This is a genomic window from Streptomyces sp. SID14436 (assembly GCF_010548465.1).
Taxonomy (GTDB): Bacteria; Actinomycetota; Actinomycetes; order Streptomycetales; family Streptomycetaceae; genus Streptomyces.
On sequence record NZ_JAAGMD010000751.1, the window covers coordinates 1 to 15357 of the forward strand.

At 72.8% G+C, this 15357-nt stretch carries 13 protein-coding genes and 1 pseudogene; 12 read left to right on the forward strand and 2 right to left on the reverse strand.

What is annotated here, in order from left to right; translation table 11 throughout:
* The 12 genes from G3I53_RS27350 to G3I53_RS27405 all read left to right on the forward strand — a co-directional run.
* The coding region (locus tag G3I53_RS27350; protein WP_164438886.1) for a TIGR02234 family membrane protein at positions 1-309 on the forward strand (309 nt) is incomplete at its 5' end.
* A 186-nt stretch (positions 310-495) separates the two neighbouring features.
* The gene (locus G3I53_RS27355) at positions 496-747 is read left to right on the forward strand and encodes an HGxxPAAW family protein (RefSeq protein ID WP_164337979.1); all 252 of its coding nucleotides are present in this window, start codon (positions 496-498) and stop codon (positions 745-747) included.
* 77 nt (positions 748-824) lie between these two features.
* The gene (locus tag G3I53_RS27360) at positions 825-1259 is read left to right on the forward strand and encodes a DUF2752 domain-containing protein (RefSeq protein WP_164337980.1); all 435 of its coding nucleotides are present in this window, start codon (positions 825-827) and stop codon (positions 1257-1259) included.
* A gap of 179 nt (positions 1260-1438) precedes the next feature.
* Complete coding sequence (gene trpC / locus G3I53_RS27365) at positions 1439-2248, forward strand: indole-3-glycerol phosphate synthase TrpC (protein ID WP_164337981.1); 810 nt, start codon at positions 1439-1441, stop codon at positions 2246-2248.
* A gap of 22 nt (positions 2249-2270) precedes the next feature.
* Positions 2271-2522 (forward strand): tryptophan synthase subunit(beta), encoded by a 252-nt coding sequence (locus tag G3I53_RS27370; RefSeq protein ID WP_164343769.1) that lies wholly within the window; start codon positions 2271-2273, stop codon positions 2520-2522.
* A gap of 8 nt (positions 2523-2530) precedes the next feature.
* Positions 2531-3817 carry a tryptophan synthase subunit beta gene (trpB, locus tag G3I53_RS27375; protein ID WP_164336320.1) on the forward strand — a complete coding sequence of 429 codons (1287 nt, stop codon included), beginning with the start codon at positions 2531-2533 and terminating at the stop codon, positions 3815-3817.
* Positions 3814-4629 carry a tryptophan synthase subunit alpha gene (gene trpA / locus G3I53_RS27380; RefSeq protein WP_164336318.1) on the forward strand — a complete coding sequence of 272 codons (816 nt, stop codon included), beginning with the start codon at positions 3814-3816 and terminating at the stop codon, positions 4627-4629. The genes trpB and trpA overlap by 4 nt, the downstream gene beginning before the upstream one ends.
* A 108-nt stretch (positions 4630-4737) precedes the next feature.
* Positions 4738-5517: a thioredoxin domain-containing protein gene (locus tag G3I53_RS27385; protein WP_164336316.1), complete on the forward strand. Its 780-nt coding sequence runs from the start codon at positions 4738-4740 to the stop codon at positions 5515-5517.
* 109 nt (positions 5518-5626) lie between these two features.
* Positions 5627-6652: a prolipoprotein diacylglyceryl transferase gene (lgt, locus tag G3I53_RS27390; protein WP_164336314.1), complete on the forward strand. Its 1026-nt coding sequence runs from the start codon at positions 5627-5629 to the stop codon at positions 6650-6652.
* Between the two features lie 227 nt (positions 6653-6879).
* Positions 6880-7611: a VIT1/CCC1 transporter family protein gene (locus tag G3I53_RS27395; protein WP_164336312.1), complete on the forward strand. Its 732-nt coding sequence runs from the start codon at positions 6880-6882 to the stop codon at positions 7609-7611.
* Positions 7612-8067: 456 nt separating this feature from the next.
* Positions 8068-12666, forward strand: coding sequence for a glutamate synthase large subunit (gene gltB, locus G3I53_RS27400; protein WP_164336310.1), 4599 nt, complete (start codon positions 8068-8070; stop codon positions 12664-12666).
* Positions 12659-14122 (forward strand): glutamate synthase subunit beta, encoded by a 1464-nt coding sequence (locus G3I53_RS27405; RefSeq protein WP_164336308.1) that lies wholly within the window; start codon positions 12659-12661, stop codon positions 14120-14122. Before gltB ends, G3I53_RS27405 begins: the two co-directional genes overlap by 8 nt.
* A 132-nt stretch (positions 14123-14254) precedes the next feature.
* Here G3I53_RS27405 and G3I53_RS27410 read toward each other — a convergent pair whose 3' ends face one another.
* Positions 14255-15058: a chitosanase gene (locus G3I53_RS27410; RefSeq protein WP_164336306.1), complete on the reverse strand. Its 804-nt coding sequence runs from the start codon at positions 15056-15058 to the stop codon at positions 14255-14257.
* Positions 15059-15141: 83 nt separating this feature from the next.
* Positions 15142-15357, reverse strand: a pseudogene (locus G3I53_RS27415) (hypothetical protein); the annotation flags it as partial.

A 15357-nucleotide genomic window follows, 5' to 3' on the forward strand; every position in this document is an offset into this window, starting at 1 on the left:
GCCCTGCTGGGTGCCTCCGACCGCGGCGCGCTGGAGCAGAAGGCCGCCGAGGCCTCCGGCGACACCTCCGCGACCGTCGCCGCCCTCAGCCACACGGCCTGGCCGTACGTGGCCGCCGCGGGCGGCCTGCTGATCCTGCTGGCCGGGGTGCTCGCCCTGCGCTACGGCCGGCTGTGGCCCGCCATGTCCGGCCGCTACGAGCGGGACGGCACCCCGCGCCCGCGCCGCAGGCCCGCCGCGGTCGACCCCGACCGCCCCGAGGACCTGTGGAAGGCCCTGGACCGGGGCGAGGACCCCACCGGCGCCTGACCCCACGCCTTCCCCGCTCCGCCTCCCGGACTGCCTCCTCGTCCTGCCTCCTCACGGCCGGACGGGGCACCCGGCGGCGGGCGTCCGGCGCGCTGGGAACACCCCCGCTGACGCCGGACGCGCGCGTGCGGGACAATGAGGGCGAGCATCCTGCTCAGACACGTACACAGCAACGAGGAGCAAGCAATGGCGGGCAGCAGCCACGGTCACACCCCGGCCGCCTGGACCGGTGTCATCATCGCCTTCATCGGTTTCTGCGTCGCGGGGACGTTCATGGTGATGGACCAGCCGGCGGGCTTCTGGGCCGGTATGGGCATCGTGCTCCTCGGTGCCCTGGTCGGCGGGATCATGAGCGTGATGGGCATGGGCCAGCCGAAGCACGTCCACCCCGTGCACAAGGTCACCGGCGAGGGCGCGCCGGCCCGCGCCCAGAGCTGAGACACCGCACCACCGCGCCGCCGGGGGCGGGCCGGCACACGCGTGCCGACCCGCCCCCGGCGCGCGTGCCGGGCACAATGCACAGGGTGAACGCCGTCAGCCCGCCCGCGTCCCGCGGCACCGCCGCCCGTCTGGCCGTCCCCGCCGGAGTGCTGGCCGCCGTCGTGGCGGCCTTCGCCTACGTCGGCGCCGTGGACCCCAACGAACCCGGCCACTACCCGGCCTGCCCGCTGCTGCGCCTCACCGGCCTGTACTGCCCCGGCTGCGGCGGACTGCGCAGCGCGCACGCCGTCGTGCACGGCGACCTCCTGACCGCCCTGCAGGCCAACGCGCCCGCCGTCCTCGGCTACGCCGGCTTCGCCGTGCTGTGGACCGTCTGGGTGGTCCACGCCGCCCGCGGGAAGCCGTTGCGGATCGACCCCGGGCCGGTGCTCCTGTGGTCGCTCGGGGCGTTGCTGCTGGTCTTCACGGTTGTCCGGAACCTGCCGTTCGGTGGCTGGCTGCATCCTTGATCGACCGGTGGATGTCCAGCTAGTGGGACCGGCGTCAACCGGATGCGGGGCATACGCCCGGCTGCGGATACCATCGCAGTGACCACCGGTTCCGTCCGGCGGCCCGACCACCGAGGCGGGCACCCCGGCACCCGGAACCAACGCACCGAAGACCACCCGTCAGGAAGGGGGCCGCTCGCGTGAGTGTGCTCGACGAGATCATCGACGGAGTGCGGGCCGACCTCGCGGAGCGGCAGGCGCGCGTCAGCCTCGACGAGCTCAAGGAGCGCGCCGCGAAGGCCCCCGCCGCCAAGGACGGCGCCGCCGCGCTGCGCGGCGACGGCGTCAAGGTGATCTGCGAGGTCAAGCGCTCCAGCCCCTCCAAGGGCGCGCTCGCCGCGATCGCCGACCCGGCCGGCCTCGCCGCCGACTACGAGGCGGGCGGCGCGTCCGTGATCTCCGTGCTCACCGAGGAGCGCCGCTTCGGCGGCTCGCTGGCCGACCTGGAGGCGGTCCGCGCCCGGGTGGACATCCCGGTCCTGCGCAAGGACTTCATCGTCACCTCCTACCAGCTCTGGGAGGCCCGCGCGCACGGCGCCGACCTCGCGCTGCTGATCGTCGCCGCCCTCGACCAGGCGGCCCTGGAGTCCCTCATCGAGCGCGCCGGGTCCATCGGCCTCACCCCGCTCGTCGAGGTCCACGACGAGGAGGAGGTCGAGCGCGCGGTCGACGCCGGTGCCAAGGTCATCGGCGTCAACGCCCGCAACCTCAAGACCCTCGAGGTCGACCGCGGCACCTTCGAGCGGGTCGCCCCCGAGATCCCCGACCACCTGGTCAAGGTCGCCGAGTCCGGCGTCCGCGGCCCGCACGACCTCATCGCCTACGCCAACGCCGGCGCCGACGCCGTCCTGGTCGGCGAGTCGCTGGTCACCGGCAAGGATCCCAAGACGGCCGTCTCCGACCTGGTGGCCGCGGGGGAGCACCCCGCGCTGCGCCACGGGCGGGGCTGACCCCACCGCCAGGCTGCCCCCGATGACCACTGTGCCGACCCCCGCCCGGGACCCGTACGCCCGCCTCGCGCGCGGCTGCCGGCCCCGCGGCTGCCGGGCCCCCGCCCGCCGGGTGCACGGCCGCAGGGTCCGCTACGTCATCGGTGACGAACCCGGGCAGGTCAACGGCATGCGATGGCAGCACCCTGCTCCCCGGGGGAGCGGGGCCGCGCCGCACCAGCGGCCGACGGCCCCGCCCCCACGGCGCAAGCTGCCCCACCCGCACTCACCGTGAGGTTCCGCATGCCCAGCACCTTCTTCATCCCCGACCCCGAGGGCCGGGTCCCCAGCGCCGAGGGCTACTTCGGCGCCTTCGGCGGCAAGTTCATCCCCGAAGCCCTCGTGGCCGCGGTCGACGAGGTCGCCGTCGAGTACGACAAGGCCAAGTCCGACCCCGAGTTCGCCCGGGAGCTCGACGACCTCCTGGTCCACTACACGGGCCGCCCGAGTGCCCTGACCGAGGTCCCCCGCTTCGCCGAGGAGGCGGGCGGCGCCCGGGTCTTCCTCAAGCGCGAGGACCTCAACCACACCGGCTCCCACAAGATCAACAACGTGCTCGGCCAGGCCCTGCTGACCAGGCGCATGGGCAAGACCCGCGTCATCGCCGAGACCGGCGCCGGACAGCACGGCGTGGCCACCGCCACCGCCTGCGCCCTGTTCGGCCTCGACTGCACGATCTACATGGGCGAGATCGACACCCGGCGCCAGGCCCTCAACGTGGCCCGGATGCGGATGCTCGGCGCCGAGGTCATCGCCGTGAAGTCCGGCAGCCGCACCCTGAAGGACGCCATCAACGAGGCGTTCCGCGACTGGGTCGCCAACGTCGACAGCACCCACTACCTGTTCGGCACCGTCGCCGGCCCGCACCCCTTCCCGGCCATGGTGCGCGACTTCCACCGGGTCATCGGCGTCGAGACCCGCCGCCAGCTCCTGGAACGGGCCGGCCGGCTGCCCGACGCGGCCGTCGCCTGCGTCGGCGGCGGCTCCAACGCCATCGGCCTGTTCCACGCCTTCGTCCCCGACGAGGGCGTCCGGCTGATCGGCTGCGAGCCGGCGGGCCGCGGCATCGAGACCGGCGAGCACGCGGCCACCCTCACCGCGGGCGAGCCCGGCATCCTGCACGGCTCCCGCTCCTACGTCCTCCAGGACGACGAGGGCCAGATCACCGAGCCGTACTCCATCTCGGCCGGGCTGGACTACCCGGGCATCGGCCCCGAGCACTCCTACCTCAAGGACTCCGGCCGCGGGGAGTACCGGGCGGTCACCGACGACGCCGCCATGCAGGCGCTGCGGCTGCTGTCCCGCACCGAGGGCATCATCCCGGCCATCGAGAGCGCCCACGCCCTCGCCGGGGCCCTGGAGGTCGGGCGGGAGCTGGGCCCGGACGGGCTGATCGTGGTCAACCTGTCCGGCCGCGGCGACAAGGACATGGACACCGCCGCGCGCTACTTCGGCCTGTACGACACCGACGCCGAGGTCGCCGCCGACGAGGCCGGCGGCACCGCCGAGATCGAGGGGGACGCCAAGTGAGCGGGAACGTGCGGCTGCTGAACGACACCCTCGCCGCGGCGAAGGCCGAGGGCCGTGCCGCCCTCATCGCCTACCTCCCGGCCGGGTTCCCCACCGTGGACGGCGGCATCGACGCGGTCCGGGCCGCCCTCGACGGCGGCGCGGACGTCGTGGAGGTGGGCCTGCCCCACAGCGACCCGGTGCTCGACGGCCCGGTCATCCAGACCGCCGACGACATCGCCCTGCGCGGCGGGGTGCGGATCGCCGACGTGATGCGCACCGTCCGCGAGGCGCACGCCGCCACCGGCAAGCCGATCCTCGTCATGACCTACTGGAACCCCATCGACCGCTACGGCGTCGAGCGGTTCACCGCCGAGCTCGCCGAGGCGGGCGGCGCCGGGTGCATCCTGCCCGACCTGCCCGTCCAGGAGTCGGCGCTGTGGAGGGAGCACGCCGACAAGCACGGTCTCGCCACCGTCTTCGTCGTCGCGCCCAGCAGCAGGGACGCCCGCCTGGCCGAGATCACCGCGGCCGGCAGCGGCTTCGTCTACGCCGCCTCCCTGATGGGGGTCACCGGCACGCGTGAGTCGGTCGGCGCCCAGGCCGAGGACCTGGTGCGGCGCACCCGGGCCACCACCGACCTGCCGGTGTGCGTCGGGCTCGGCGTCTCCGACGCGGCGCAGGCCGCCGAGGTGGCCGCCTTCGCCGACGGCGTCATCGTCGGTTCGGCCTTCGTCAAGCTGATGCTGGACGCTCCCGACGCCGCCGCCGGCGTGGCGGCCGTCCGCTCGCTCGCCGGTGACCTGGCCGCGGGGGTCCGCCGCCGGGCCTGACCCCCGGGAGGGACCCGGGGCCGGCCCGTCCGGTCATACGGATCCCTCGTACGGGTGGACCTGGGACCGGGGAGGCGCGGTGCGCCTCCCCGGTTCGTTCTGCGGGGTGTGAGCGAGAAGAACCGTGACGCGAAGAGGCGCACCGCCCGGGAGCGGCTGGCGGCCGAGCGCGAGAAGCAGAAGGCCGCGGAGAAGCGGCGCCGCACCCTGATCGTGGGCGCGAGCGTGGTCTGTGTCCTGGGGCTGGCGGCGGTGATCGGCGTCGTCGCCGCGAACGCCGGCAAGGACGACGGCAGCGAGTCGGCGGGCCCGGTCGTCGCGCCCTCCGGCGCGCTGGGCAAGGACGGCCTCGCGATCCCCGTCGGCAAGGAGAGCGCCGGGTCCACGCTCACGGTGTGGGAGGACTTCCGCTGCCCGGCCTGCAAGTCCTTCGAGACGGCCTACGGCCCCACCATCCACGAACTGACCGACGCCGGCGAGCTGAAGGTGGAGTACCACCTGGTCACGCTCATCGACGGCAACATGGGCGGCACCGGCTCCCGCGCGTCCGCCAACGCCGCGGCCTGCGCCCAGGACGCGGGGAAGTTCACCGCGTACCACGACGTGCTGTTCGCCAACCAGCCGCCGGAGACCGACGACGCCTTCGCCGACGACGGCAAGCTGATCGAGCTGGCCGGCAAGGTGGAGGGGCTGGACACGCCCGCGTTCCGCAGCTGCGTCGAGGACGGCACGCACAACAGCTGGGTCGTGAAGTCCAACGAGGCCTTCCAGAAGGGCGACTTCTCGGGGACCCCGACCGTCCTGCTCGACGGCAAGAACATCTACCAGGACCAGTCGATGACCCCGGCCAAGCTGAAGCAGCTGGTCCAGGAGGCCAACCAGGGATGACGGCGGCGCGCGGCCCGGCCGGCGGCGCCCGCCGGGCGGCCCCTGTTATGGAGACGTAGCCGGGCCACCCGGCGCGCGGCCGGTCGGGCAGGGTAGCGTCGACCCTGCCATGGAACTTGCCTACATTCCCAGCCCGTCGAGCGGGGTGCTGTACCTCGGCCCCGTCCCGCTGCGCGGCTACGCGTTCTGCATCATCATCGGCGTCTTCGTTGCCGTCTGGCTCGGCAACAAGCGCTGGATCGCCCGGGGCGGGCGGCCCGGGACGGTGGCCGACATCGCTGTCTGGGCCGTCCCGTTCGGCCTCGTGGGCGGCAGGCTCTACCACGTGATCACGGACTACCAGCTGTACTTCAGCGAGGGCCGTGACTGGGTGGACGCCTTCAAGATCTGGGAGGGCGGCCTCGGGATCTGGGGCGCGATCGCGTTCGGCGCGCTCGGCGCCTGGATCGGCTGCCGGCGCCGGGGCATCCCGCTGCCGGCCTACGCCGACGCCGTCGCGCCGGGCATCGCCTTCGCCCAGGCCATCGGCCGCTGGGGCAACTGGTTCAACCAGGAGCTGTACGGGCGGCCGACGGACCTGCCGTGGGCGGTGGAGATCACCTCCTCGGCCGACGGGCGGGTGCCGGGCACCTACCACCCGACGTTCCTGTACGAGTCCCTCTGGTGCATCGGGGTGGCCCTGCTGGTCATCTGGGCCGACCGCCGCTTCCGGCTCGGACACGGCAGGGCGTTCGCCCTGTACGTCGCCGCGTACTGCGTGGGCCGGTTCTGGATCGAGTACATGCGCGTCGACGAGGCCCACGAGATCCTGGGCCTGCGGCTGAACAACTGGACGTCGGTCCTGGTGTTCCTGCTGGCGGTGCTCTACATCGTCCTGTCGGCGCGGAAGCGGCCGGGCCGCGAGCCCGTGGTCGAGCCGGGCGCGGAGGGCGCCGGGACGGGCGAGGACACCGGCGACGAGGACACCCCCGGCGCCGGGGGCGAGAAGACCGTCGAGGACGCGGAGAAGCCGTCCACCGCCGACGCGGGCGGCGACCGGCCGGAGGCCGAGGACGGCTCCGGCGAGCGCGCCGCCTCCGCGGACGAGGCCGACGGCGGTGCCAAGGACGGGGCGGGTTCGGCCAGGAAGAGCTGACCGCCGACCGTACGAGACCGAGGGCGCCCGGAGTGATCCGGGCGCCCTCGGCGTGTGTGCGGGGAGATGCTCCGGGACGTGCTCCGGGAGGGGCCGGGAATCGGCAAAACCGCAGGTTAGCCCAGCCTTTCCTTGCTGGCAGCGGAGTGCGGAGCAGCGTACATTGGGTCATGTCGAAGACTGGAATCTGTCTATGGTAAGCCTGAGTTAACTCCCTGGGGGACGGCATGGCGATCATCGAGACCGAGGCGGCGCTGCACGAGGCGCACCGCGACAACCACACGCACCGGGACGTGAACGGCGGCTGGCTGCGCCCGGCCGTGTTCGGGGCGATGGACGGTCTCGTCTCCAACCTGGCGCTGATGACCGGTGTCGCGGGCGGTGCGGCCGGACAGCAGACGATCGTGCTCAGCGGTCTCGCGGGACTCGCCGCCGGCGCCTTCTCCATGGCGGCCGGTGAGTACACCTCCGTGGCCTCCCAGCGCGAGCTGGTCGAGGCCGAGCTGGACGTCGAGCGGCGCGAGCTGCGCAAGCACCCGCAGGACGAGGAGGCCGAGCTGGCCGCCCTCTACGCTGCCCGCGGGGTCGAGCCGGAGCTGGCCCGGGAGGTGGCCCGGCAGCTGTCGCAGGACCCCGAGCAGGCCCTGGAGATCCACGCCCGTGAGGAGCTGGGCATCGACCCCGGTGACCTGCCCTCCCCGACCGTCGCCGCCGTCTCCAGCTTCGGTTCCTTCGCGCTGGGCGCCCTGCTCCCGGTGCTGCCCTACCTGCTGGGCGCGAGCAGCCTCTGGCCGGCCGTCGTGGTCGCCCTGCTGGGCCTGTTCCTGTGCGGTGCGGTGGTGGCCAAGGTGACGGCACGCAGCTGGTGGTACAGCGGTCTGCGCCAGCTCGCGCTGGGGGGTGCCGCGGCCGGTGTGACGTACGCCCTGGGCGCACTGATCGGTACGGCCATAGGATGATCCGGCTCTCACCTGTGCGCCGAGCCGCACAGGTGAGGTTGTCCTTGGCGGTAGAAGTCGTATTATGCGCGGGCCGCATCAGTCGTTACTCGCTGGTTTCGGCGACGTGACCGCTGGGCATGAGCCGTACGCGTTGTGGGCAATGAGGCCCGCGGCGTGCCTGCGGGGCGGACGAGGAAGCCCGCCCCCACAGCGGGCCGACGCGGACACCGACCTGTCCGACCCGGCCCGCCCCTTCCCACAGCCCCACCGCCGGACGCGGGACCCCGCCGCGGATCCGCGCGACCCTTCCGGGACCCCCAGGGCGAGCAGGCTGTCCGCATGCTGAAACGGAATATCCCGGTCGGCGAGAACCGCTTCATCATGTAATCTGCCTGACATTTCCCACCCCACGCAGAGGGCCAACGTCGTCCCTCGGCACCTGACACATGCCAACAGACGACGACGGGAGAGCCGATGCGTATGCCGCGCCAGCCGTCCCAGCATTCCGGGAACGACCGATCCACCTGGTCGTTCATGGATGCTCGCCCTGCCCCGCAGGGCATGTACGACCCCCGTGACGAACACGACGCCTGCGGTGTCGGCTTCGTCGCCACCCTCACCGGCGAGGCATCCCACACCCTGGTCGAGCAGGCCCTGACCGTCCTGCGCAACCTCGAGCACCGCGGTGCCACCGGATCCGAGCCGGACTCGGGCGACGGTGCCGGCATCCTCTCCCAGGTCCCCGACGCCTTCTTCCGCGAGGTCGCCGGGTTCGAGCTGCCCGAGGCCGGCGGCTACGCCGTCGGCATCGCCTTCCTGCCGGGCGACGGCACCGAGGACGCCGTCGCCCGCATCGAGCGGATCGCCTCCGACGAGGGCCTGACCGTCCTCGGCTGGCGCGAGGTGCCGGTCGCGCCCCAACTGCTCGGCGCCACCGCCCGGTCCACCATGCCGGTCTTCCGCCAGATCTTCGTCACCGACGGCGCGTCCACGGGCATCGCCCTGGACCGCAGGGCCTTCGCGCTGCGCAAGCGCGCCGAGCGCGAGGCCGGCGTCTACTTCCCGTCGCTGTCCGCGCGGACCATCGTATACAAGGGCATGCTGACCACCGGCCAGCTGGAGCCCTTCTTCCCGGACCTGTCCGACCGCCGCTTCGGCTCCGCGATCGCGCTCGTGCACTCCCGGTTCTCCACGAACACCTTCCCGTCGTGGCCGCTCGCCCACCCCTACCGGTTCGTCGCGCACAACGGTGAGATCAACACCGTCAAGGGCAACCGCAACTGGATGCGCGCCCGCGAGTCGCAGCTCATGTCCGACCTGTTCGGCACCGGCAAGGAGCTGGAGCGCGTCTTCCCGGTCTGCACGCCCGACGCCTCCGACTCCGCCTCCTTCGACGAGGTCCTGGAACTGCTGCACCTCGGCGGCCGGTCGCTGCCGCACTCCGTGCTGATGATGATCCCGGAGGCGTGGGAGAACCACGACTCCATGGACCCCGCGCGACGCGCCTTCTACCAGTACCACTCCACGATGATGGAGCCCTGGGACGGACCGGCCTGCGTCACCTTCACCGACGGCACCCAGGTCGGCGCGGTCCTCGACCGCAACGGCCTGCGCCCCGGCCGCTACTGGGTCACCGACGACGGCCTGGTCGTCCTCGGCTCCGAGGTCGGCGTCCTCGACATCGACCCCGCCAAGGTCGTCCGCAAGGGCCGCCTCCAGCCCGGCCGCATGTTCCTCGTCGACACCGCCGAGCACCGCATCATCGAGGACGACGAGATCAAGGCCGCCCTCGCCGCCGAGCACCCCTACGCGGAGTGGCTCGAAGCCGGCGAGATCGAGCTGTCCGACCTGCCCGAGCGCGAGCACATCGTGCACACCCACGCCTCGGTCACCCGCCGCCAGCAGACCTTCGGCTACACCGAGGAGGAACTGCGCGTCATCCTCGCCCCGATGGCCAAGGCCGGTGCCGAGCCGATCGGTTCGATGGGCACCGACTCGCCGATCGCCGCCCTCAGCGACCGGCCGCGGCTGCTGTTCGACTACTTCACCCAGCTCTTCGCGCAGGTCACCAACCCGCCGCTGGACGCCATCCGGGAGGAGCTCGTCACCTCCCTGCGCTCCTCCCTCGGCCCGCAGGGCAACCTGCTGGAGCCGACCGCCGCCTCCTGCCGCAGCGTCGTCCTGCCCTTCCCGGTCATCGACAACGACGAGCTCGCCAAGCTGATCCACGTCAACGCCGACGGCGACATGCCCGGCTTCAAGGCCGCGACCCTGTCCGGCCTGTACCGGGTCTCCGGCGGCGGCGAGGCGCTCGCCGCGCGCATCGAGGCGATCTGCGCCGAGGCCGACGCGGCCATCGGCAACGGCGCCCGCCTGATCGTGCTGTCCGACCGGCACTCCGACGCCGAGCACGCGCCGATCCCGTCGCTGCTGCTCACCTCGGCGGTCCACCACCACCTCATCCGCACCAAGCAGCGCACCCAGGTGGGCCTGCTGGTCGAGGCCGGCGACGTCCGCGAGGTCCACCACGTGGCCCTGCTGATCGGCTACGGCGCCGCGGCGGTCAACCCCTACCTGGCGATGGAGTCCGTCGAGGACCTGGTGCGCGCCGGCACCTTCCTGCCCGGCATGGAGCCCGAGACGGCCATCCGCAACCTCATCCGCGCCCTCGGCAAGGGCGTGCTGAAGGTGATGTCCAAGATGGGCATCTCCACGGTCGCCTCCTACCGGGGCGCCCAGGTCTTCGAGGCCGTCGGCCTCGACCAGGGCTTCGTGGACCAGTACTTCAACGGCACCGCCACCAAGATCGGCGGCGTCGGCATCGACGTGGTCGCCAGGGAGGTCGCCGCCCGCCACGCCAAGGCGTACCCCGTCTCCGGGATCGCCCCGGCGCACCGCGCGCTGGACATCGGCGGCGAGTACCAGTGGCGCCGCGAGGGCGAGCCGCACCTGTTCGACCCCGAGACGGTCTTCCGCCTCCAGCACTCCACGCGCTCCGGCCGCTACGACATCTTCAAGAAGTACACGGAGCGGGTGAACGAGCAGTCCGAGCGGCTGATGACGCTGCGCGGCCTCTTCGGCTTCGCGTCCGGCCGGGGACCGGTCCCGCTCGACGAGGTCGAGCCGGTCTCCGAGATCGTCAAGCGGTTCTCCACCGGCGCCATGTCGTACGGCTCCATCTCCCAGGAGGCGCACGAGACGCTCGCCGTCGCCATGAACCAGCTGGGCGGCAAGTCCAACACCGGTGAGGGCGGCGAGGACCCCGAGCGCCTGTACGACCCGGCCCGCCGCTCCGCGATCAAGCAGGTCGCCTCCGGCCGCTTCGGCGTGACCTCCGAGTACCTGGTCAACGCCGACGACATCCAGATCAAGATGGCCCAGGGCGCCAAGCCCGGCGAGGGCGGCCAGCTGCCCGGCCACAAGGTCTACCCGTGGGTCGCCAGGACGCGTCACTCGACGCCGGGCGTGGGCCTCATCTCCCCGCCCCCGCACCACGACATCTACTCCATCGAGGACCTGGCCCAGCTGATCCACGACCTGAAGAACGCCAACCCCCGGGCGCGCATCCACGTCAAGCTGGTCTCCGAGGTCGGTGTCGGCACCGTCGCCGCGGGCGTCTCCAAGGCCCACGCCGACGTGGTGCTCATCTCCGGTCACGACGGCGGCACCGGCGCCTCCCCGCTGACCTCGCTGAAGCACGCGGGCGGCCCCTGGGAGCTGGGGCTCGCCGAGACCCAGCAGACCCTGCTGCTCAACGGGCTGCGGGACCGGATCGTCGTGCAGACCGACGGCCAGCTCAAGACCGGCCGCGACGTCGTCATCGCCGCCCTGCTCGGCGCCGAGGAGTTCGGCTTCGCGACCGCCCCGCTGGTGGTCTCCGGCTGCGTCATGATGCGCGTCTGCCACCTCGACACCTGCCCGGTCGGCATCGCCACCCAGAACCCGGTGCTGCGCGACCGCTACGCCGGCAAGGCCGAGCACGTGGTGAACTTCTTCCGGTTCATCGCCGAGGAGGTCCGCGAACTGCTGGCCGAGCTGGGCTTCCGCTCCATCGAGGAGGCCGTCGGCCACGCCGAGGTGCTCGACGTGACCCGCGCCGTCGACCACTGGAAGGCCCAGGGCCTCGACCTCGCCCCGCTGTTCCACGTGCCGGAGCTGCCCGAGGGCGCCGTCCGCCACCAGCTGACCGTCCAGGACCACGGCCTGGAGAAGGCCCTCGACAACGAGCTGATCAGGCTCTCCGCCGACGCCCTGGCCGCGTCCGACGCCGCCGGTGCCCAGCCGGTGCGCGCCCGGGTCGCCATCCGCAACATCAACCGCACGGTCGGCACCATGCTCGGCCACGAGGTGACCCGGAAGTTCGGCGGCGCCGGTCTGCCCGACGACACCATCGACATCACCTTCACCGGCTCGGCCGGCCAGTCCTTCGGCGCCTTCGTCCCGCGCGGTGTCACCCTCCGGCTGGAGGGCGACGCCAACGACTACGTCGGCAAGGGCCTGTCCGGCGGCCGGATCGTGGTCCGTCCCGACCGCGGCGCCGACCACCTCGCCGAGTACAGCGTCATCGCCGGCAACACCCTCGCCTACGGTGCCACCGGCGGCGAGATGTTCCTGCGCGGCAAGGTCGGCGAGCGGTTCTGCGTCCGCAACTCCGGGGCGCTCGTCGTCTCCGAGGGCGTGGGCGACCACGGCTGCGAGTACATGACCGGCGGTCACGCGGTCGTCCTCGGCGAGACCGGCCGCAACTTCGCGGCGGGCATGTCCGGCGGTGTCGCCTACGTCGTCGACCTGGACCGCGACCACGTCAACGCCGGCAACCTCGACGCCGTCCGGCCGCTCGACGACGCCGACCGGACCTGGCTGCACGACGTGGTGCGCCGGCACCAGGAGGAGACGGGCTCCACCGTCGCCGGGAAGCTGCTCGCCGAGTGGGACACGGCCGTGGAGCGCTTCAGCAAGATCATCCCCAGCACGTACCAGGCAGTGCTCGCCGCCAAGGACGCCGCCGAGCGAGCCGGGCTCTCGGAGTCCGAGACCCACGAGAAGATGATGGAGGCGGCGATCAATGGCTGATCCGAAGGGCTTTCTGAACCACGGCCGCGAACTCGCCGCGACCCGCCCGGTCGAGGAGCGCGTCCGGGACTGGAACGAGGTCTACGTCCCCGGCTCGCTGCTGCCCGTCATCAGCAAGCAGGCGAGCCGGTGCATGGACTGCGGCATCCCGTTCTGCCACAACGGCTGCCCGCTGGGCAACCTCATCCCCGAGTGGAACGACTACGCCTACCGCGGGGACTGGGCGGCGGCGAGCGAGCGCCTGCACGCGACGAACAACTTCCCGGAGTTCACCGGGCGGCTGTGCCCGGCCCCCTGCGAGGCGGCGTGCGTGCTCGGCATCAACCAGCCGCCGGTCACCATCAAGAACGTCGAGGTCTCCATCATCGACAAGGCGTGGGAGGCCGGTGACGTCGCCCCGCAGATCCCCGAGCGGCTGTCCGGCAAGACCGTCGCCGTCGTCGGCTCCGGCCCGGCCGGCCTGGCCGCCGCCCAGCAGCTGACCCGGGCCGGCCACACCGTCGCCGTCTACGAGCGGGCCGACCGCATCGGCGGCCTGCTGCGGTACGGCATCCCCGAGTTCAAGATGGAGAAGCGGCACATCAACCGCCGCATCGAGCAGATGCGCGCGGAGGGCACCAAGTTCCGCACCGGCATCGAGATCGGCCGCGACATGCCGGCCACCGCGCTGCGCAAGCGCTACGACGCCGTCGTCCTGGCGGTCGGCGCGACCACCGCGCGCGACCTTCCGGTGCCCGGCCGCGAGCTCAAGGGCATCCACCAGGCCATGGAGTACCTGCCGCTGGCCAACAAGGTGCAGGAGGGCGACTACGTCGCCCCGCCGATCACCGCCGAGGGCAAGCACGTCGTCGTGATCGGCGGCGGTGACACCGGCGCCGACTGCGTGGGGACCGCCCACCGTCAGGGCGCCGCCTCCGTCACCCAGCTGGAGATCATGCCCCGCCCCGGCGAGGAGCGGGACCCGGCGGCCCAGCCGTGGCCGACCTTCCCCATGCTGTACAAGGTGACGTCGGCGCACGAGGAGGGCGGCGAGCGGGTCTACTCCGTCTCCACCACCCACTTCGAGGGCGACGCGGACGGCAACGTGCAGTGGCTGCACCTGAGCGAGGTCGAGTTCGTCGACGGCCGCCCGGTCGGCAGGCCGGGGACCGAGCGCAAGATCCCCGCCCAGCTGGTCACCCTCGCGATGGGCTTCACCGGCACCGACCGGGACAACGGTCTGGTCGAGCAGTTCGGCCTGGAGCTCGACGCGCGGGGTAACATCGCCCGGGACGCCGACTTCCAGACGAACGTGCCCGGCGTGTTCGTGGCCGGTGACGCCGGACGCGGGCAGTCGCTCATCGTGTGGGCGATCGCCGAGGGCCGCTCGGCCGCGCGGGGCTGCGACCGCCTCCTGACGGGGGCGAGCGACCTGCCGGCACCGATCCGTCCGACGGACCGCGCACTGGCGGTCTGACGGCCCGCACCGGGACCTGACGGTCCCTCACCGACGTGACGTACAAAGGCGTACGGACACAGACGGCGCCCGCCCGCGTCCCCGACCGGACACCTGGGCGGGCGCCGTCGCACTTCCCTGGCCGGGCCCCGCTCAGGCCACCTTGTAGGGCGTCCCGTACATCTCCCACTCCAGCGGGGTGTCGAGGCCGAGGTTCCCCTCGTCGAGGAAGTGGCGCTGGGCGCTGACCCGGCTGGTGTCGTGGGTGGGGTGCAGCGTGTTCATGGCCTTGCGGCGCACCTCCAGGAACACGGCCAGGTACTCCTCCTCGTCACCGCCCTCGGCCGGCGGCTCGGCCCGTTCCATCGCCGCCGTGCGGATGCCGCCGAAGCTGGTGGGGCCGTCCCCGGGGCCGTGGTAGACGATCGCGTCGTAGTACACGAACTGGCCCAGCGCGGACAGCCCGTCCCGCTCCGCCCTGCGCACCGCCGGGCCGAAGTACTCGGCGTCGCGCTTGGCGTCCTGCGCGGCCCGGAACGCCGGCCGCTTCGCCTCCGCCTTCCACGCCGCCGTGAAGCCCGGGTCGAGCCCCTCGTGCGAGTCCGTGCCGTCGACCGCGCGCAGGGCGGGCAGGTAGCGGGCGAGGCCGTTGCCGGGGTGGTCGGCCGTGTAGTCCTCGACCAGGGTCAGCAGGTCGTGGGTACCGGTGCAGAAACCGATGATGCCCGCCGTGTAGCCCTGGCCGTCGCCTATGTCCTCGATGTAGCCGTAGGCGCTGCGCCAGTCCAGCGTCCCGTTCTCCGCGCTCGCGACGATCTGCTGGGCCAGCTCCTTCTTCGCCGGGCTCGCCAGCCCCGCCCCGTCCGGCTCTCTCGCGGAGGCACCGGTTCCGGACGAGGAGCAGCCGGACACCGCGACAACGACGAGGCACAGGGCCGTGAGCAGGGCACGTTTCATGCGCCAAGACTACGGAGCGACCGTGCGCGCGGCGCCGCGGATCCCCCGGAAACGGACCCGCCGCCCGGCCGGCCTTCAGGCGCCTACGTGTCGCACTCCAGCACCGTCCGGCACAGCCCGCACCGGGCCCGGACCCGCCCCCGCACCGGCACCCTGATGCGCTGCCGGCAGGTCGGGCAGGGGAAGGACACCTTCAGCGGGCCGTGGCCCTCCGGCGCGAAACGGTACGGGACGTCCGCCAGGGCGGGCGCGGCACCGGCGTGCGGCTCCTGCGCCTGCCGGCGGTCGCGGGCGTACCG

What these genes read in the sequence shown, in the direction of transcription:
- G3I53_RS27355 (WP_164337979.1), top strand. Translation starts at nt 496, where the DNA reads ATGGCGGGCAGCAGCCACGGTCACACCCCGGCCGCCTGGACCGGTGTC.
- G3I53_RS27360 (WP_164337980.1), top strand. Translation starts at nt 825, where the DNA reads ATGCACAGGGTGAACGCCGTCAGCCCGCCCGCGTCCCGCGGCACCGCC.
- G3I53_RS27370 (WP_164343769.1), top strand. Translation starts at nt 2,271, where the DNA reads ATGACCACTGTGCCGACCCCCGCCCGGGACCCGTACGCCCGCCTCGCG.
- trpB (WP_164336320.1), top strand. Translation starts at nt 2,531, where the DNA reads ATGCCCAGCACCTTCTTCATCCCCGACCCCGAGGGCCGGGTCCCCAGC.
- lgt (WP_164336314.1), top strand. Translation starts at nt 5,627, where the DNA reads ATGGAACTTGCCTACATTCCCAGCCCGTCGAGCGGGGTGCTGTACCTC.
- G3I53_RS27395 (WP_164336312.1), top strand. Translation starts at nt 6,880, where the DNA reads ATGGCGATCATCGAGACCGAGGCGGCGCTGCACGAGGCGCACCGCGAC.
- gltB (WP_164336310.1), top strand. Translation starts at nt 8,068, where the DNA reads ATGCGTATGCCGCGCCAGCCGTCCCAGCATTCCGGGAACGACCGATCC.
- G3I53_RS27405 (WP_164336308.1), top strand. Translation starts at nt 12,659, where the DNA reads ATGGCTGATCCGAAGGGCTTTCTGAACCACGGCCGCGAACTCGCCGCG.
- G3I53_RS27410 (WP_164336306.1), bottom strand. Translation starts at nt 15,058, where the DNA reads ATGAAACGTGCCCTGCTCACGGCCCTGTGCCTCGTCGTTGTCGCGGTG.